16 protein-coding genes are annotated in these 18,198 nt (G+C 71.3%); 5 read left to right on the top strand and 11 right to left on the bottom strand.

Going from position 1 to position 18,198, the window contains the following annotated elements; all coding sequences use genetic code 11:
- Position 1: 1 nt before the first annotated feature.
- From OIE69_RS28530 to ctaC, 4 genes are all read right to left on the bottom strand, one after another.
- On the bottom strand, positions 2 to 1,267 hold the full coding sequence (locus OIE69_RS28530; RefSeq protein ID WP_326576764.1) for a L,D-transpeptidase: 1,266 nt from the start codon (positions 1,265 to 1,267) through the stop codon (positions 2 to 4).
- Positions 1,268 to 1,387: 120 nt separating this feature from the next.
- On the bottom strand, positions 1,388 to 1,786 hold the full coding sequence (locus OIE69_RS28525; protein ID WP_018557033.1) for a cytochrome c oxidase subunit 4: 399 nt from the start codon (positions 1,784 to 1,786) through the stop codon (positions 1,388 to 1,390).
- On the bottom strand, positions 1,783 to 3,522 hold the full coding sequence (gene ctaD / locus OIE69_RS28520; protein ID WP_089221847.1) for an aa3-type cytochrome oxidase subunit I: 1,740 nt from the start codon (positions 3,520 to 3,522) through the stop codon (positions 1,783 to 1,785). The genes OIE69_RS28525 and ctaD overlap by 4 nt, the downstream gene beginning before the upstream one ends.
- Positions 3,519 to 4,484 carry an aa3-type cytochrome oxidase subunit II gene (ctaC, locus tag OIE69_RS28515; protein WP_326576763.1) on the bottom strand — a complete coding sequence of 322 codons (966 nt, stop codon included), beginning with the start codon at positions 4,482 to 4,484 and terminating at the stop codon, positions 3,519 to 3,521. The genes ctaD and ctaC overlap by 4 nt, the downstream gene beginning before the upstream one ends.
- A 268-nt stretch (positions 4,485 to 4,752) precedes the next feature.
- Here ctaC and OIE69_RS28510 point away from each other — a divergent pair, with 268 nt between their 5' ends.
- Positions 4,753 to 6,147 (top strand): cysteine desulfurase/sulfurtransferase TusA family protein, encoded by a 1,395-nt coding sequence (locus tag OIE69_RS28510; RefSeq protein ID WP_326576762.1) that lies wholly within the window; start codon positions 4,753 to 4,755, stop codon positions 6,145 to 6,147.
- A gap of 32 nt (positions 6,148 to 6,179) precedes the next feature.
- Here OIE69_RS28510 and OIE69_RS28505 read toward each other — a convergent pair whose 3' ends face one another.
- Entirely contained in the window at positions 6,180 to 7,154 is a 975-nt protein-coding gene (locus tag OIE69_RS28505) for a carbohydrate kinase family protein (RefSeq protein ID WP_326576761.1), read from the bottom strand.
- Positions 7,155 to 7,291: 137 nt separating this feature from the next.
- Here OIE69_RS28505 and OIE69_RS28500 point away from each other — a divergent pair, with 137 nt between their 5' ends.
- A complete protein-coding gene (locus OIE69_RS28500; RefSeq protein WP_089221844.1) occupies positions 7,292 to 7,495 on the top strand; it encodes a hypothetical protein in 204 nt (67 codons plus the stop codon).
- Positions 7,496 to 7,597: 102 nt separating this feature from the next.
- Complete coding sequence (locus tag OIE69_RS28495) at positions 7,598 to 8,950, top strand: hypothetical protein (RefSeq protein WP_326576760.1); 1,353 nt, start codon at positions 7,598 to 7,600, stop codon at positions 8,948 to 8,950.
- A gap of 92 nt (positions 8,951 to 9,042) precedes the next feature.
- Here the strand turns inward: OIE69_RS28495 and OIE69_RS28490 are convergent, their stop codons facing one another.
- The gene (locus tag OIE69_RS28490) at positions 9,043 to 9,396 is read right to left on the bottom strand and encodes a HesB/IscA family protein (protein WP_326576759.1); all 354 of its coding nucleotides are present in this window, start codon (positions 9,394 to 9,396) and stop codon (positions 9,043 to 9,045) included.
- Between the two features lie 242 nt (positions 9,397 to 9,638).
- On the opposite strand from OIE69_RS28490, the gene nadA reads away from it, so the two are divergent.
- Both nadA and OIE69_RS28480 read left to right on the top strand, forming a co-directional pair.
- On the top strand, positions 9,639 to 10,814 hold the full coding sequence (nadA, locus tag OIE69_RS28485; protein WP_326576758.1) for a quinolinate synthase NadA: 1,176 nt from the start codon (positions 9,639 to 9,641) through the stop codon (positions 10,812 to 10,814).
- A gap of 15 nt (positions 10,815 to 10,829) precedes the next feature.
- A complete protein-coding gene (locus OIE69_RS28480) occupies positions 10,830 to 11,714 on the top strand; it encodes a GNAT family N-acetyltransferase (RefSeq protein WP_326576757.1) in 885 nt (294 codons plus the stop codon).
- Between the two features lie 66 nt (positions 11,715 to 11,780).
- Here OIE69_RS28480 and OIE69_RS28475 read toward each other — a convergent pair whose 3' ends face one another.
- From OIE69_RS28475 to OIE69_RS28455, 5 genes are all read right to left on the bottom strand, one after another.
- A complete protein-coding gene (locus OIE69_RS28475; protein WP_326576756.1) occupies positions 11,781 to 14,921 on the bottom strand; it encodes an efflux RND transporter permease subunit in 3,141 nt (1,046 codons plus the stop codon).
- 163 nt (positions 14,922 to 15,084) lie between these two features.
- Entirely contained in the window at positions 15,085 to 15,771 is a 687-nt protein-coding gene (locus OIE69_RS28470) for a response regulator transcription factor (RefSeq protein ID WP_326576755.1), read from the bottom strand.
- Positions 15,768 to 16,985, bottom strand: a complete 1,218-nt coding sequence (locus OIE69_RS28465) for a sensor histidine kinase (RefSeq protein ID WP_326576754.1) — start codon at positions 16,983 to 16,985, stop codon at positions 15,768 to 15,770. The genes OIE69_RS28470 and OIE69_RS28465 overlap by 4 nt, the downstream gene beginning before the upstream one ends.
- A gap of 110 nt (positions 16,986 to 17,095) precedes the next feature.
- The gene (gene pspAA, locus OIE69_RS28460) at positions 17,096 to 17,374 is read right to left on the bottom strand and encodes a PspA-associated protein PspAA (protein ID WP_326576753.1); all 279 of its coding nucleotides are present in this window, start codon (positions 17,372 to 17,374) and stop codon (positions 17,096 to 17,098) included.
- 20 nt (positions 17,375 to 17,394) lie between these two features.
- Positions 17,395 to 18,186, bottom strand: coding sequence for a PspA/IM30 family protein (locus tag OIE69_RS28455; protein ID WP_326576752.1), 792 nt, complete (start codon positions 18,184 to 18,186; stop codon positions 17,395 to 17,397).
- Positions 18,187 to 18,198: the final 12 nt, after the last annotated feature.

Below are 18,198 nucleotides of genomic sequence, written 5' to 3'. Positions count from 1 at the left end.
GTCACATCTTGGGCTGCAGACGGGCCGCAGGGGCGTCGGTACGGTCGGCCACGGCCGGGTCGGCGCCCTTGCGCGCACCCGTCGCGCTGCCCTTGCGCCACTCGCTCCACGACATGTTCCAGTCACCGAAGCCGTTGCCGAAGGCGGGCATGTCCTCGCCCAGACTGTGGACGACCGAGACGACGTCGCCGACCCGCACGTTGTCGAAGAACCAGTGGGCGTTGGCGGTGCTCATGCCGACGCAGCCGTGGCTGACGTTGGCGATCCCCTGCGAGCCCACGGACCAGGGCGCCGCGTGCACGTACTCCCCGCTCCACGTCACACGGGTGGCCCACTGGACGGGCAGGTCGTAGGAGTCGGAACTGCCCGAGGCGATGCCGACGGTCTCGCTGCGCATCCGTACGTTGGCCTCCTGACCCAGCACCACCTTGATGCCGTTGCGGGTCGAGAACCCGGGCTTGCCGGTGGTCACCGGGATGGTGCGGACGAGCTTGCCGTTGCGCTTGAAGGTCATGGTGTGCGTGGCAGCGTCGGTGACGGCCTCGACGCGGTCGCCGGTGCGCAGCGTCAGCGGCTTGACGTCGCCTCCGTAGAGCGAGCCCTTGATGTGCACCTTGTCCAGGGTGCTGCGGACGTCGATACGGGCGTGTGCGGGCCAGTAGGTCTTGGGACGGTAGTGCAGGGTCTTGTCGTCGACCCAGTACCAGGCGCCCTCGTCGGCCGCCGGCGAGGCGTTGACGTGCAGGTTGCGCTCGACGACGCTCCGGCCGAGGGTGTCCTTCACGGCGGCGCTGAGTTCCGCGGTGATGGGCTGTCCGACGCCGTAGGTGCCGCTCTCCGGGCCGAAGGTGACCTTCAGGTGGCGCTTGGTGCCCGTGGTGTCGACGGAGAGCGTCTTGCGGCCCTGGCGGCCCTCCCCGTCCTCGGTGGTCACCTTGACGACGTAGTGCGCCGCGGCGGAGAGCTTGGAGGTGCTGCGCCAGCGCTTGCCGTCCGCGGACAGCCGGCCGCTCACGTAGCGTCCCGAACCGTCGGAGGCCGTCACGTCGGTGATGCGGTTGCCTTCACCCTTGACGGTGATTTCCAGCGGCTTCTTGGGGTCGGCCTTCTTCGACCCGGCGACTCCCCCGGTCCACACGACCTGGTCGGCGGCGTCGTAGGGGGCGTTGGCGAGGGGATCGCCGCCGCCCGAACAGGAGGCCAGCGGCGCGGAGAGTGTCACTGCAGCGATCGCGGTCGCCATGCGGCGCGGAGAAAAGTGACCCATGGTCACCACGCTAAGCAGAGATGATCTCCGGCGCCCGTCGAGCGCGTGCGAACGGGCGATGGCCCGGACCCCCTGCCGGGGGTCCGGGCCATCGCCGTGCGGTGCGTGGGCGCCGGGCGCTCACTGGGTGCGGTTCTCACCCCGGTAGTACTCGAAGACCCAGCCCCACAGGCCGACGAGGATGAACGGCGACGCGAAGTAGATCAGCCACCAGCCGAAGATGATGCCCAGGAAGGCCATGGCACCACCGAAGGCCAGCAGGAGCGGCTGCCAGCTGTGCGGGCTGAAGAAGCCCAGTTCGCCGGAGTCGTCCGCGACGTCCGCGTCCTCGCGGTCCTGCGCACCGGTGTCGGCGCGCCGGGCGGTGAAGGCCAGGTAGAAACCGACCATCACGGCGAGGCCGAAGGAGAGGAAGAGCGCCGTGGTGCCGACCGGCTCCTTGGACCACAGGCCGTAGACGACGGCCATGCCCAGGAAGAAGACGGACAGCCACAGGAACAGCTTGCCCTGGAACTTCACTTGCCGCTCTCCTTCTCGTCGCCGCCGGAGACGGCCGGAGCCGCGCCGACGTTCTCCAGCTGGTCCAGAGCGGCCATCTCCGGGTGGTGGAGGTCGAAGGCCGGGGATTCGGACCGGATGCGCGGCAGCGTGAGGAAGTTGTGCCGCGGCGGCGGGCAGGAGGTCGCCCATTCCAGCGAGCGGCCGTAACCCCACGGGTCGTCGACCTCGACCGGCTTGCCGTACTTCGCCGTCTTCCACACGTTGTAGACGAACGGCAGCATCGACAGGCCCAGCAGGAAGGAGCTGATGGTCGAGATGGTGTTCAGCGTGGTGAAGCCGTCGGCGTTGAGGTAGTCCGCGTACCGGCGGGGCATGCCCTCGGCACCCAGCCAGTGCTGGACCAGGAAGGTGCCGTGGAAGCCGATGAACAGCGTCCAGAAGGTGATCTTGCCCAGGCGCTCGTCGAGCATCTTGCCGGTGAACTTCGGCCACCAGAAGTGGAAGCCGGAGAACATCGCGAAGACGACCGTTCCGAAGACGACGTAGTGGAAGTGCGCCACCACGAAGTACGAGTCGGAGACGTGGAAGTCCAGCGGCGGCGAGGCCAGGATGACGCCGGTCAGACCACCGAAGGTGAAGGTGATCAGGAAGCCGATCGCCCAGAGCATCGGTGTCTCGAAGCTCAGTGAGCCCTTCCACATGGTGCCGATCCAGTTGAAGAACTTCACACCGGTCGGTACCGCGATCAGGAAGGTCATGAAGGAGAAGAACGGCAGCAGCACACCACCGGTGACGTACATGTGGTGGGCCCACACCGTCGCCGAGAGGCCGGCGATGGAGATCGTCGCCGCGATGAGGCTGACGTAGCCGAACATCGGCTTCCGGGAGAAGACCGGGATGACCTCACTGATGATGCCGAAGAACGGCAAGGCGATGATGTACACCTCTGGGTGCCCGAAGAACCAGAAGAGGTGTTGCCAGAGCAATGCGCCGCCGTTGGCGGCGTCGAACACATGCGCCCCGAACTTGCGGTCGGCCTCCAGGGCCAGCAGCGCGGCGGCCAGCACCGGGAAGGCGAAGAGCACCAGCACACCGGTGAGCAGCACGTTCCAGGTGAAGATCGGCATCCGGAACATCGTCATGCCGGGGGCGCGCATGCAGATGATCGTGGTGATGAAGTTGACCGAGCCGAGGATCGTACCGAAGCCGGAGAACGCCAGACCCATGATCCACAGGTCGCTGCCGATGCCCGGCGAGCGGACCGCGTCGGTCAGCGGGGAGTAGGCGAACCAGCCGAAGTCGGCCGCGCCGTTCGGGGTGAGGAAGCCGGCGACGGCGATCAGCGAGCCGAACAGGTAGAGCCAGTAGGCGAACATGTTCAGCCGCGGGAACGCAACGTCGGGGGCGCCGATCTGCAGCGGCATGATCCAGTTCGCGAACCCGGCGAAGAGCGGGGTCGCGAACATCAGCAGCATCACGGTGCCGTGCATCGTGAAGAGCTGGTTGAACTGCTCGTTGGACACCACCTGGGTGCCCGGGCGGGCGAGTTCGGCGCGCATGACGAGCGCCATCACGCCACCGATGAGGAAGAAGAAGAACGACGTCGCCAGGTAGAGCGTGCCGATCGTCTTGTGGTCCGTGGTGGTCAGCCACTTGACGATGGCGTTGCCGGGCTGCTTCGTGCGAACCGGCATCTCGTCCGCGTAGGCGTCGTGCGCGGCGGCCGCACCGTGGGGTTCGTTGAGAATGCTCACTGGGTCTTGGTCTCCGCGTTCTTGGCGTTGCCGGTGGTGGCAATGCCTGCCGGGACGTAACCGGTCTGGCCCTTCTTCGCCAGGTCCTGGAGGTGCTGCTTGTAGGCCTCCGGGGAGACGACCTTGACGTTGAAGAGCATCCGGGAGTGGTCCACGCCGCACAGCTCGGCGCACTTGCCGACGAAGGTGCCCTCCTTGGTGGGGGTCACCTGGAAGACGTTGGTGTGGCCGGGGATGACGTCCATCTTCATCAGGAAGGGGACCACCCAGAAGGAGTGGATGACGTCACGCGAGGTGAGGACGAACCGGACCGACTCGCCCTTGGGGAGCCACAGGGTCGGGCCCGGGTTGCCGGTGTCCTGGTTCTTGGAGGCGGGCGTCCCGAAGTCGTAGACGCCGTCGGCACCAGCGGGCGCGTTCAGCTTCTTCGCGGAGATCGAGGAGAGCTCCGCGGGCACCGTGCCGGCCTTCGGCGTCGACGGGTCGCCGTCCACGTCCTCGACGTAGTTGAAGGCCCAGCTCCACTGGAAGCCGACCACGTTGACCACGTGGTCGGGGCGCGCCGAGGTCTCCAGCAGCTTGGACTCGTCCCGGGCGGTGAAGTAGAAGAGCACCGAGATGATGACCAGCGGGACCGTGGTGAAGAGCGCCTCGATCGGCATGTTGTAGCGGATCTGCGGCGGGATCTCCACCTTGGTGCGGCTGCGCCGGTGGAAGATGATGCTCCAGAGGATCAGTCCCCAGACGAGCACGCCGACCGCCAGCGCGGCGGCCCAGGAACCCTGCCAGAGCGACAGGATCCGGGGTGCCTGCTCCGTGACGGGGCTGGGCATGCCGAGGCGGGGGAAGTCCTCGTATGTGCAACCTGTGGCGGTCGCAAGGACCAGGCCCGCGGCCAGCGCCTGCGGCAGAATCCGCCGCATCGGGCGCCGCGACGAGCGGTCGGAGCCGTAGGGACTCACGTAGCGCCTTCCCGAGAGTCTCGCCCACGCGTCCGGATGCCCGGCCTGTGCTGGTCGGTCGCCCTGGCGCGGGCAGTGGTGTGGATGTTTATGCGGACCAAACCCTACTGGACTCGATTTTGGGGCGCGCGGGGAGGGGGGCCAACGCGCCGGGGCTGCCCCCGAAGGGGTGTCGGGCACCGCTCCGCACCTGCGGAGGGCCCCGTTTCGGGGGCTTTTGACTGGTCCCCAGACGCCCGGCGGGACGCCGGGGCGTAGCGTGCAGCACGTGCCCTACTTCGACGCCGCGTCCGCCGCACCATTGCATCCCGTCGCCCGGCAGGCCCTCCTCGCCGCGCTCGACGAGGGGTGGGCCGACCCCTCCCGGCTCTACCGCGAGGGGCGCCGCGCCCGGCTGCTGCTCGACGCCGCCCGGGAGGCCGCGGCCGACGCCGTCGGCTGCCGTCCGGACGAACTCGTTTTCACTCCTTCGGGTACGCGTTCCGTGCACGCGGGGGTGGCCGGGGCGCTCGCCGGCCGACGCCGGGTCGGCCGGCACGTGGTCGTCTCGGCCGTCGAACACTCCTCCGTGCTGCACGCGGTGGAGGACGCCGACGTCACGGAGGTGGGCACCGACCGCACCGGCCTGGTCGACGCCGGCGCCTTCGGCGCCGCGCTGCGCGAGGACACCGCGCTGGCCTGCCTGCAGTCCGCCAACCACGAGGTCGGCACGGTGCAGCCGGTCGGCGAGGCCGCCGAGCTGTGCCGGGCGGCGGGGGTGCCGCTGCTCGTCGACGCCGCCCAGTCACTGGGCTGGGGGGCCGTGGCGGGCGGCTGGTCGCTGCTGACGGCGAGCGCCCACAAATGGGGCGGGCCTTCCGGGGTGGGCCTGCTGGCGGTCCGCAAGGGCACCCGCTTCGCGGCCCAGGGACCCACGGACGAAAGGGAGTCGGGGCGCGCGCCCGGCTTCGAGGACCTCCCCGCGATCGTCGCCGCCGCGGCCTCCCTGCGGGCGGTGCGCGCCGAGGCCACCGCGGAGGCGGCGCGGCTGTCCGCCCTGGTCGACCGCATCCGTACCGCGGTGCCCGAACTCGTCCCGGACGTCGAGGTGGTGGGCCACCCCGAGCTGCGGCTGCCGAACGTGGTGACCTTCTCCTGCCTCTACGTGGACGGCGAGGCGCTGCTGCACGAACTGGACCGGGAGGGCTTCTCCGTCTCCTCCGGGTCCTCGTGCACGTCCAGCACGCTGACGCCCAGCCATGTGCTGAAGGCGATGGGCGTGCTGTCCGAGGGGAACGTGCGGGTCTCGCTGCCGGCGGGCACGGGGGCCGGCGACGTGGACCGCTTCCTGGAGGTGCTGCCGGAGGTGGTGCGTACGGTGCGGGAGCGGCTCGGCGCGCCGGCGTCCGGGCCCGCGGCGGGGGCGGGGCGGACGGCCGGGGCGCAGGGCGGGGGCGAGCCTGACCTCGTCGTGGACTCGCTCGGCAAGCGGTGTCCGATTCCGGTCATCGAGCTGGCGAAGGTCATCGGGGACGTGCCGGTGGGCGGCGTCGTGTCGGTGCTCTCCGACGACGAGGCCGCCCGGCTCGACATCCCGGCGTGGTGCGACATGCGCGAACAGGAGTACCTCGGGGCGCACGCCGCGCCCCGGGGCACCGCGTACTGGGTGCGCCGGGTCTCCTGACGTTGCCGCCCCCACCGCCCCCGCGGAGCGGGTCAGTGCAGGTGGGTGCGGACTTCCTCGGCGGCGTCGTCGCCGTAGGCCTTGGTGAAGCGGTCCATGAAGTGGGCCCGGCGCAGCTGGTACTCCTGGGTGCCGAGGGTCTCGATGACCAGCGTCGCCAGCATGCAGCCGACCTGCGCCGCCCGCTCCGCGCCGACGCCCCAGGCGAGACCGGAGAGGAAGCCGGCACGGAAGGCGTCGCCGACGCCGGTGGGGTCGACCTTGGCGTCCTCCTCCGGGCAGCCCACGACGATCGGCTCCTCGCCGGCCCGCTCGATGCGGACGCCGCGCGAGCCCAGCGTGGTGACGCGGGTGCCGACCCGGCCGAGGATCTCCTCCTCCGTCCAGCCGGTCTTGGACTCGATCAGGCCCTTCTCGTACTCGTTGGAGAAGAGGTAGGCCGCGCCGTCCAGCAGTATCCGGATCTCGTCGCCGTTCATGCGGGCGATCTGCTGCGAGAAGTCCGCCGCCCACGGGATGCCGCGGGAACGGCACTCCTCGGTGTGGCGGAGCATCGCCTCGGGGTCGTCGGCGCCGATGAGCACCAGGTCGAGGCCGCCGACGCGGGCGGCGACCGAGTGCAGCTCGATGAGGCGGGCCTCGCTCATGGCACCGGTGTAGAAGGAGCCGATCTGGTTGTGGTCGGCGTCCGTGGTGCAGACGAAGCGCGCGGTGTGGAGCACCTCGGAGATGCGGACGGAGGCGGTGTCGACACCGTGCCGGTCGAGCCAGGCGCGGTACTCGTCGAAGTCGGAGCCGGCGGCCCCGACGAGGACGGGCCGGACACCCAGCTGGCCCATCCCGAAGCAGATGTTCGCACCGACGCCACCGCGGCGTACGTCGAGCGTGTCGACCAGGAAGGAGAGGGAGACCGTGTGCAGCTGGTCGGCGACGAGTTGGTCGGCGAATCGGCCGGGGAAGGTCATCAGGTGGTCGGTGGCGATGGAGCCGGTGACTGCGATACGCACGGCTGGGATGCTCCTGCGGAGGCGGGCGGCGGACGGTACCTGTCCACGCTACCGGCTGGACCGGTGGGCGCCGACCTGGCGAAACTACCTGATAGTAGGCCTTTCTCCCGTGACCCCACGTGCCTATGGTCGTGTCTATGACCACTCCTCTTCCCACCGCACCGCTCGACGACCCCGAGTCGCTCGCCGAGCTGATCGGTGACTGCCGCAAGATGGCCGCGCACTGGGAGGTCCCCGCGGAGAAGGAGTCCGCGCGGGTCAGCCCGGCGAGTCTGCACGGGATCACGGTGCCGGCCGCGTCGTCGCACGTCGTCGAGGGCATGGCCGACTACGCCGACTGATCGGAACCGCGAGGCGCTCCGGCCCGTCCAAGTGGCGTCCCCCGGTCGAAGGACCGGGACGTCGTCAGCTGTACGCAGCTGAGCGGAGCCGAGGGAGCCATCGTGGAGAGCGAGCCGACGCAACCGCGCCGCCGGCACAGGTCACCGTGGGTGACGTCGGCGGTCGCCGTCGCCGTGCTGGCCGCCGGAGGCGGCGGCGCCTACTGGGCCTCGTCGGACGCCGAGGGCGGCGCTCCGCGCGCCTCGGGCGGCAGCGGGGACGGTTCGCCGGAGCCGCTGGAACTCGACGGCGCCACCGGCGGCACGGGCGCCGAACTCACCGTCCGCGGCGATCTGCCCGACGGCCCGTCGTCCGCGGCCGTGCAGCGCCCGGGCAGCGTGTCGCGTGCCGCGGTGGAGCGGCTGGCGCGGGCCCTGGGTGTGCCCGGCACGGTGAAGTCCGACCACGGCGTCTGGAAGGCCGGCGGTACGCCGGACGGGGGCGGTCCGGTGCTCCGGGTGAACAAGGAGGCTCCGGGCACCTGGGCGTACTCGTACTACGGCGGCAAGCCCCGCAAGAGCCGCGCCCCGGCCCAGGACGATCTCGCGGTGCCGGCGGCGGAGGCGCTGCGCAGGGCAGCGCCGGTCTTCGCGGCGCTGGGGCTGAAGGGCGCGCGGACGGACGCGAGTGAGGTCTCGGGGGTGCTGCGCACGGTCACCGCGGACCCGCGGGTGGCGGGGCTTCCGACGCACGGCTGGCGCTCGGCCGTGCAGGTCGCCTCCGATGGGCTGCTGGTCACCGGGCACGGCATGATGGCGCCGCTGACCAGGGGCGACACCTATCCGGTGGGGTCGGCGAAGGAGGCGCTGAAGCTGCTGCAGCGCCCCGGGACGGGCGGTGACCTGGGCATCGGTGACTGCCCCACCGTGGTGCCGAAGCCGTCCCGCGCGCCCGGCGACGACCCGACGCTGCCGCAGGTGCTGCCCTGTGTGCCGAGCGCGCACCGGCAGTTGGAGGTGCGGAAGGCCGAGTTCGGCCTGTCGGCGCAGTTCGTGGCCGGGCGGCAGACGCTGGTGCCGTCCTGGCTCTTCGAGGTGGTGCAGGAGGGCGTGACGCGCCCCTCGGTGCTGGCACAGCCCGCGGTGGACCCGGCGTACGTACGGGACGGGAGGGCCTCCCCCGCGCCCTCGGGGACGGCGGCGCCGCCCGCCTCGACGGCGAAGGTCGAGTCGTACCGCGCCGAGGGGACGGAGCTGACGCTGCGCTTCTGGGGCGGGGTGTGCAGTGACTACACGGCCTCGGCCGACGAGTCGGGCACGGTGGTGAAGGTCGAGGTCACGGTGGTGCAGAAGGACCCGGGCAAGGCCTGCATCATGATCGCCGAGCGGTTCTCCCGCACGGTCCGGCTCGACACGCCCCTGGGCGACCGCAGGGTCGTCGACCTGTCCGACGGCAGCACGGTGCCGCGGAAGTAGCCCGCGGACGCGGCCGGCGGGCTGCCGGCAGGGGCGTCAGGACATGCCGAAGGCGGCGGGCACCCCAGGTGCCCGCCACCCTCGCGCGGGGCTCAGTGGAACGAGTCGCCGCAGGCGCAGGAGCCGGTGGCGTTCGGGTTGTCGATCGTGAAGCCCTGCTTCTCGATCGTGTCGACGAAGTCGATGGAGGCGCCGCCGAGGTACGGGGCGCTCATGCGGTCGGTGACCACCTTGACGCCGCCGAAGTCCTTCACGACGTCACCGTCGAGCGCACGCTCGTCGAAGAACAGCTGGTAGCGCAGGCCGGAGCAACCGCCCGGCTGGACGGCGACGCGCAGCGCGAGGTCGTCGCGGCCCTCCTGCTCGAGCAGGTTCTTGACCTTGGAGGCCGCCGCGTCGGACAGGAGGATGCCCTCGCTCTGGCTGGTCTCGTCCTGAACCGTCATCTGATCCACTCCCGGGTTGTACGGATGCTGCCACAACGGTGAACCGGTGGCGGCCCGGATTCATTCCTCCGGGTCCGATGGGTCTTCGCGCCCTCCATGCTCGCACACCGGGCCCCACGCGGGTAATGCGTCACATTGACGCGAGGGCCATCGTCATTCTGACGCGAACGGGTTATGATAGATAGCGTCAAACAGACGAAAAGGTTTGCGTCGCAGTTCCGCAGAGAAAGGGCTCCGGGCCCGTGACCACCACATCCGAACCGCTGGACGTCCAGCCGACCCCGCTCGCCCTGCTGCTCCTTGGCCGCGAGTCCGACCCGCGCAGCGAGCGCGGCGTCGACTGTCCCGGCGACCTGCCCGCCCCCTCGGACCCGGATCTGGTGGAGCGCGCCCGCGCCGCCAAGGCCAAGCTCGGCGAGAAGGTCTTCGTCCTGGGCCACCACTACCAGCGCGACGAGGTCATCCAGTTCGCCGACGTCACCGGCGACTCCTTCAAGCTGGCCCGTGACGCCGCCGCCCGCCCCGAGGCCGAGTACATCGTCTTCTGCGGTGTGCACTTCATGGCGGAGTCCGCGGACATCCTGACCTCCGACGCCCAGCAGGTCGTCCTCCCCGACCTGGCGGCCGGCTGCTCCATGGCCGACATGGCCACCGCCGAGCAGGTCGCCGAGTGCTGGGACGTGCTCACCGACGCCGGCGTCGCCGACGTCACCGTGCCCGTCTCGTACATGAACTCCTCCGCCGACATCAAGGCCTTCACGGGCCGGCACGGCGGCACCATCTGCACCTCCAGCAACGCCGAGCGCGCCCTGGAGTGGGCGTTCCAGCAGGGCGAGAAGGTGCTCTTCCTCCCCGACCAGCACCTCGGCCGCAACACCGCGGTCCGGGAGATGGGCTTCTCCCCGGAGGACTGCATCGTCTACAACCCGCACAAGCCGAACGGCGGGGTCACCGCCGAGCAGCTGCGCGACGCGAAGATGATCCTGTGGCGCGGCCACTGCTCGGTGCACGGCCGCTTCTCGCTGGAGTCGGTGGAGGACGTGCGGGCCCGCATCCCCGGCGTCAACGTCCTGGTGCATCCCGAGTGCAAGCACGAGGTCGTCAGCGCGGCCGACCACGTCGGTTCGACCGAGTACATCATCAAGGCCCTGGAGGCGGCCCCGGCCGGCTCGTCCTGGGCGATCGGCACCGAGCTCAACCTGGTGCGCAGGCTCGCCAAGGCGCACCCGGACAAGCAGATCGTCTTCCTCGACAAGACCGTCTGCTTCTGCTCGACCATGAACCGGATCGACCTGCCCCACCTGGTGTGGGCACTGGAGTCGCTGGCCGACGGCAAGGTCGTCAACCGCATCCAAGTCGACCGCGAGACCGAGCACTTCGCCAAGCTGGCGCTGGAGCGGATGCTCGCCCTGCCGTAGGGGCAGGATGGGCGCATGATCCTGCGCCCGTTGCACGACACCGACGAGGACGCCGACGCGATAGCGGTGGTGGCCGCCGCCGCGTTCGGTGCCTCCGACGCCCTGCCCGGCGGCGGCCCGCCCGAGGGGATGCCCCCCGAGCGGGCCGCCCTGCTGCGACGGCGCAACCGGTACGTAGCGCGTACCGACCCCGGTGGCTGCTGGCTGGCCGTGGACGAGACCTCCGGCATGCCGCTCGGGGTCGCCATGTCGACGCGCCGCGAGGGGACGTGGGGGCTCTCCCTGTTCGCCGTGCTGCCCTCGGCGCAGCGGCAGGGGGTCGGCCGCGAACTGCTCGCCGCCGCCCTGGCGTACGGGCGCGGCTGCCTGCGCGGCATCATCTGCAGTTCCCCCGATCCGAGGGCCGCGGCGACCTACCGCCGGGCGGGCTTCGCGCTGCATCCGGCGATGCGCCTGAAGGGTGCCGTCCGCAAGGGCGACCTGCCGGCGCCGGACGGCGCGGTGCACGAGGGCTCGGCCAAGCACCGCGACCTGATGGACTCCGTGGACCGGCGTACCCGGGGCGGCGCGCACGGCCCCGACCACGACCAACTGCTCACCGAGTGCCCCCTGCTGGTCGTGGACGACCTCGCCGGGAGCGGCTACTGCTACGTCGACCGGGACGGGAACGTACGGCTGCTGGCCGCGACCTCGCGGCGGCTGGCGTCCCGGCTGCTCACCGCCGCGCTGCTGAGCCTGCCCGAGGGCACCACGGCCCGGGTCCCCAATCTGACGGCGGAACAGCAGTGGGCGGTGGACGTGGGGTTGGCGGCCGGGATGGAGATCGGCACGTCCGGCTGGGTGTGCCTGCGGGGGATGCGTCCGCCCGAGCCGTACATCCCCTCGGGGTTCTTCCTGTAGACGGGGCAGGGCCCGGGGCGTTCACGAACGCCCCGGGCCCTGCCGCCGGTCGGTCTGCGCCGGGTCTCAGACCCCGGCCAGCTCCGGCTCCTTGCGCGTCTCCCCGTCGCCCGGGCCGCCGGCCTTGGACGCCCGCTTCAGCCCCTTGCGCTTGGCACGGCGCTCCTTGCGGATCTCGACCATCGTGTAGAGGGTCGGGACGAGCAGCAGGGTCAGCAGCGTCGAGGTGAGCAGACCGCCGATGACGACCACGGCGAGCGGCTGGGCGATGAAGCCGCCCTCGCCGGTCACCCCGAGGGCCATCGGGAGCAGGGCGAAGATGGTCGCCAGCGCGGTCATCAGGATCGGCCGCAGACGGTGCCGGCCACCCTCGATGACGGCCTCCACCACGCCGTACCCCTGAGCGCGGTACTGGTTGATGAGGTCCATCAGCACGATCGCGTTGGTCACGACGATGCCGATGAGCATCAGCATGCCGATCAGCGCCGGGACGCCCATCGGGGTGCCGGTGACCAGCAGCAGGCCGATCGCGCCGGTCGCCGCGAACGGGATGGACACCAGCAGCACCATCGGCTGGATCAGGCTGCGGAAGGTGCCGACCAGCAGCATGAAGACGATGGCGATCGCGGCGAGCATCGCGAGCGCGAGCGCCAGGAAGGCGTCGTCCTGGTCGGAGGAGACACCGCCGATCTCGGCGGTGGCGCCCTTGGGCAGCTTCAGCGACTTGATCTTCGCCTGCAGGGCGGTGCTCACCGCGCCGGTGTTGTCACCGGTCGGCTTGGCCGTGATCGTCGCGGCGCGGGCCCCGTCGATCCGGGTCTTCTGCACCGGGCCGGGGGCCTCGACGACCTCGGCGACCTTGGCGAGCTTCACCGGTCCCGCGGGGGTGGCGATGGTGAGTGCCTCGAGCTCGGCGACCGTACCGGCCTTCTGCTCGGAGAGCACCCGCACGTCCCGCTCGGTGTCGTCCAGCACCGCGGTGCCGACGGTCGTACCGCGCACGGCCTGGGTGACGGCGGCACCGATAGTGGCGTCGTTGAGGCCGTAGCGGGCGGCCTCGGCCTGCTTGGCGTGGACCTCGATGCGGGGCACGCTCTGCGCGAGGTCGCTGGTGACGTCGGTGACGTCGTCCAGTCCGGCGACGGCGTCGCGGACCTGGGCGCTGGCCTTGGCCAGGGTGTCGGCGTCCGCGGCCTTGACCACGACCGACAGGTTCTGGCTGCCGAAGCCGCCGCCGGCGGAGACCGAGGTCGTGCCGGCGCCGTCGAGCGTCTTCAGGCCGGTGCGGATCTCGTCGAGGACGCCGGCGCTGTCGTCGGCGTCCTTCAGCTTCACCTGGAAGCTGGCCTGGTTGGCGCCGGTGCCGCCACCGAAGGCCGCCAGGAAGCCGGAGGAGCCGACGGTGGCCTGGTAGTCCTGGACCTGGTCGATGCCCTCGAGGAGCTTCTCGACCTTGCGGGCCGCCGCGTCGGAGGCCGCGAGGCTGGTGCCCGGCGGGAGTTCCTGCTTGACGGTCAGGGTGTCCTGGTCGCCCTGGTCGAAGAAGTTGGTCTTGAGCATCGGGGCGAGGCCGAAGGTGCCCAGCAGGACCGCGACGGCGATCACGATGCTGGTGACGCGGCGCCGGGTGGCGAAGCGCAGCACCGGCACGTACAGCCGCTGCAGCAGGCTGCGGGCCTCCTGCTCCTCGGCCCTGCGGCGGATCTCGTCCGGGTCCACGGTGCCCGCGTCGGCCGGGGGCTTGAGGAACCAGAACGAGAGCACCGGGACGACCGTCAGCGACACCAGCAGCGAGGCGAGCAGCGCCGCGGCGACGGTCAGCGAGAACGAGCCGAACAGGGCGCCCACCATGCCGCCGACCAGGCCGATCGGCACGAAGACGGCGACCGTGGTGAGGGTGGAGGCGGTGACCGCGCCGGCCACCTCGCGCACCGCGGCGACGATCGCGGACTGCTTCTCCTCACCGTAGGCGAGGTGCCGCTTGATGTTCTCCAGCACCACGATCGAGTCGTCGACGACACGGCCGATGGCGATGGTCAGCGCGCCCAGGGTGAGCATGTTGAGCGACAGACCGCGGGTCCACAGCACGATCAGCGTCAGCACGACGGAGAGCGGGATGGAGACCGCGGTCACCAGGGTCGAGCGCAGCGACGCCAGGAAGACCAGGATGATCACGACCGCGAAGAGCAGGCCGAGCAGGCCCTCGATGGTCAGTCCGTCGATGGACTTGGAGACCGCCGGGCCCTGGTCGCTGACGACGGTGAGTTCGGCGCCCTTGCCGAGGTCGCGCTCGAGGTCGGCCAGCTTGTCCTTGACGGCCGAGGAGATCGCGACGGCGCTGCCGTCCTGGTCCATGGTGACGGCGACGCCGAGACTGGGCTCGCCGTCGGTCCGGGTGATGGAGTCGGCGGCGTCGGGGCGCTCCGCGACGGTGGCGACGTCTCCGAGGCGCACGGGCTTGGGGGACGCGGGGATCCGCAGGTCCTCGATCTCCCGCACCGAGGCGTACTCGCCGCCGACCTGGACGGTGCGGCTCTTGCCGCTGTCGTCGAAGGAGCCGGCCGGGACGGCGTGACCGCCGGCCTGCAGCGTCTGCACGAGGGCGGCGCCGCCGAGCTTGCGGGCGGCGAGCTTCTTGTCGTCGGGGGTGACGGTGACGATCCGGTCCTGGACGCCGGTGACGGTCACCTGGCCGACGCCGTCGATGTCCTGCAGCTCCGGGACGACCGAGCGGTCGAGCGCGTCGGCGAGTGCCTGCTGGTCCATGCCGGTGGAGGTGGCGGCGAGGACGACGGTCGGGATGTCGTCCGTCGAGCCGGCCACGACCTGCGGGTCGGCGTCCTCCGGCAGCCGCGAGGAGACCCGGTTCACGGCCTGCTGGACGTTGGCCACCAGCTTGTCGCTGTCGATGCCGTAGTCGAACTGGGCCATGATCACGGCAGCGCCCTCGCTGGCCGTGGACGTGATGCCGGTGATGCCGTCGACGCCCTTGACGCCGTTTTCGATCGGCTCGACGACCTGCTTCTCGACGACGTCGGGGGACGCGCCCGGGTAGGCCGTGATCACCGACACCATGGGCAGGTCGATGGAGGGCAGCAGCTGCTGCTTGAGGGACGGTATCGCGATGGCGCCGAAGCCGATGGCGACCACCGCCATCAGCGCGACCAGGCTGCGCTGGGCGAGGCTGAATCGGGACAGCCAGGACATCGTGGTGCGGTCTCTTCTCTGTGCTCAGAGTGCTCGGATGGTCTCGGGTTGCGGACTTTGTCAGCCCACGCCACTTTCTCCTGCCGCGAAGGGTGGTTTCCTCAGCCCGAGGTCGTGATTGCCCGCGGGGGCGTACTGCGGATGCGGTACGCGCCGGTCGTACTCAGCGCGGGGCGGCCCGCACCAGACCCGACTCGTACGCGGCGACGACCAGCTGCGCGCGGTCGCGGGCGCCGAGTTTGGCCATGGTGCGGTTGACGTGCGTCTTGACGGTGAGGGGGCTCACCCCGAGCCGTTCGGCGATCTCGTCGTTCGGCAGCCCCATCGCCACCTCGACCAGCACCTCGCGTTCGCGGGCGGTCAGAGCGTCCAGGTCGGGGGCCGCCGGTCCGCCTTCCGAGGGCAGCGGGCGCCGCCCGCCGCTCTGTGCCAGGAACTGGGCGATCAGGCTCTTGGTCGCCGACGGGGACAGCAGCGCGTCGCCCGCGGCGATGGTGCGGATCGCGGCCAGCAGCTCGTCCGGCTCGGCGCCCTTGCCGAGGAATCCGGCGGCGCCGGCGCGGATCGCCTGGGCGACGTACTCGTCGGCCTCGAAGGTCGTCAGGACCAGGACCGCCACGTGGGTCAGGTCCTCGGCGGCGGTGATCTCGCGGGTGGCGGCCAGGCCGTCCGTGCCGGGCATGCGGATGTCCATCAGGACGACGTCCGCGCGGGTGCCGCGGGCCAGGGCGACGGCCTCGGCACCGTCCGAGGCCTCCCCGACGACCTCCATGTCCGGCTCGGACTCCACGAGGACGCGGAACGCGCCCCGCAGCAGCGCCTGGTCGTCCGCGAGCAGCACCCTGATCATGCGGGGATTCTCCCATCCCCCGCCGGGCCGGCGGGCCGGGCGGGGGCGGCCAGCGGCAGGCGGGCGTGGACGCGGAAGCCGCCCTGGGTGCGGGGGCCGGCCTCGCAGGTGCCGCCGAGGGCCGCGGCGCGCTCGCGCATGCCGATCAGGCCGTGGCCGCCGCCCGCGGTACCCGGGGCCTGCGGGCTGCCGCCGCGGTCGACCACGGTGACCTCCAGTTCCGCGTCGCCGCGCGCGATGCGGATCTCGGCCCGGGCGCCCGGGCCGGCGTGCTTGTGGACGTTGGTGAGCGACTCCTGGATGACCCGGTACGCGGTGAGGTCCACGCTCGCGGGAAGCGTGCCGGGGTCCTCCTCGACGACCTCCACCGGCAGCCCGGCCCGGCGGAAGCCGTCGACGAGCTGGTCCAGCACGCCGAGGCCGGGCGCCGGTTCCATGGGAGCGGCGGGATCCCCGGACTGCCGCAGCAGGCCGACGGTCGCGCGGAGCTCGTCCAGCGCGGAGCGGCTCGCCTCGCGGACGTGCGCGAGGGCCTGCTTCGCCTGGTCGGGGCGGCTGTCCATGATGTGGGCGGCGACGCCCGCCTGCACGTTGACCAGGGCGATGTGGTGGGCGACCACGTCGTGCAGTTCCCGGGCGATCCGCATCCGCTCCTCCGCGACGCGGCGCTTGGCCTCCTCCTCCCGGGTGCGCTCGGCCCGCTCGGCGCGCTCCTCGACGGCGGCGACGTACGCACGGCGGTTGCGGGTGGCCTCACCGGCGGCCGCGGCCATGCCGCTCCACGCGAACAGGGCGATGTTCTCGGCGGAGTACCAGGGCCGGGCCCCGAAGAGCATGGCGATCGCGGGCAGCAGGAGGCAGGTCGCCAGGCCCAGCCGGAACGTGGTGGTGCGGTCGGTGTGCGTGGAGGCGGAGAAGAGCGCGACGACCACGGTGGCGGCCACCGGTGCGCGGCCCTCCCCGGTCGCGGTGAGCAGGTAGACCACGGTGACCGCGCACGTGAAGGCGAGGACGCCCAGCGGGCTGCGCCGGCGCAGCAGCAGCGCGGCGGAGCCGACGACGGCCAGCAGGATGTCCGGGGCCGAGGCGTCGTACCGCTCGGTGTGCGGCCCGATGAACATGTTGCCGAGGATCACCGCGAGGACGGCGAGCGCCAGCCCGGCGTCGAGGGCGATGGGGTGGGCCTGCGGCCACAGCCGGGCCCGGTCCCTCATGGATCGATGATGCACGCTCATCAACGGTACGGGTCCCCACGGACGGCCGTGCCCCGGCCCGGTGCGGTACCGGGCCGGGGCACGTCGGCGAGTGCGCTGGTCGGCGAGGGTCAGCCGGGGATGAGACCTTCGTCCCCGAGCAGTTCCCGGACCTCCTCCAAGGTGGCGTCCGAGGCCGGCAGGATCAGCTCGGACGGCTCCAGGGAGTCGTCCGGCAGAGGTGTGCCGAGCCGCCGGACGGCGTCAAGGAGCGCGGTGAGCGTGCGCCGGAACCCGGCCTCGTCACCGCTCTCCATCTCCGCCAGGAGCTCGTCGTCGAGCTTGTCGAGTTCGGTGAGGTGGCTCTCGTCCACCGTCACCTGGCCCTCGCCCATGATCCGTACGATCACGACGCCCTCCTCCGGAGTGTCTACTGCTTGTCGAACCGGGGCTGGTCCTGGGTCTGCGACTGGGGCCGGCCCTGCTGCTGCCCGCCCTCGATGGCCTGCTGCGGGGAGCCGCCGGCCAGCTCGGCCTTCATGCGCTGCAGTTCCAGCTCGACGTCGCTGCCGCCGGAGAGGCGGTCGAGCTCGGCCTGGATGTCGTCCTTGGCGATCCCGGTCGGGTCGTCGAGGGCGCCGGAGGCCAGCAGCTCGTCCAGGGCGCCGGCCCGGGCGCGCAGCTGCTCGGTCTTGTCCTCCGCCCGCTGGATCGCCAGGCCGACGTCGCCCATCTCCTCCGAGATGCCGGAGAAGGCCTCGCCGATCTGGGTCTGGGCCTTGGCCGCGCTGTAGGTGGCCTTGATGGTCTCCTTCTTGGTGCGGAAGGCGTCCACCTTGGCCTGCAGCCGCTGGGCGGCGAGGGTGAGCTTCTCCTCCTCGCCCTGCAGCGTCTGGTGCTGCGTCTCCAGGTCGGTGACCTGCTGCTGGAGGGCGGCACGGCGCGACAGAGCCTCGCGGGCCAGGTCCTCCCGGCCCAGGGCGAGCGCCTTGCGGCCCTGGTCCTCGTACTTCGCGGACTGCTGCTGCAGCTGGTTCAGCTGCAGCTCCAGGCGCTTGCGCGAGGTGGCGACGTCCGCGACACCGCGCCGCACCTTCTGCAGCAGCTCCAGCTGTTTCTGGTACGAGTAGTCGAGGGTCTCGCGCGGATCCTCGGCCCGGTCAAGGGCCTTGTTGGCCTTCGCGCGGAAGATCATCCCCATCCGCTTCATGACACCGCTCATGGGCCTCGCGCG

Origin of the sequence: Actinacidiphila glaucinigra (genome assembly GCF_035918135.1) — a bacterium.
In the GTDB taxonomy this organism is placed as follows: Bacteria; Actinomycetota; Actinomycetes; order Streptomycetales; family Streptomycetaceae; genus Actinacidiphila; species Actinacidiphila glaucinigra.
The sequence above is the reverse complement of the archived record's forward strand: the minus strand, read 5'-3'. Positions and strand labels throughout refer to the sequence as shown.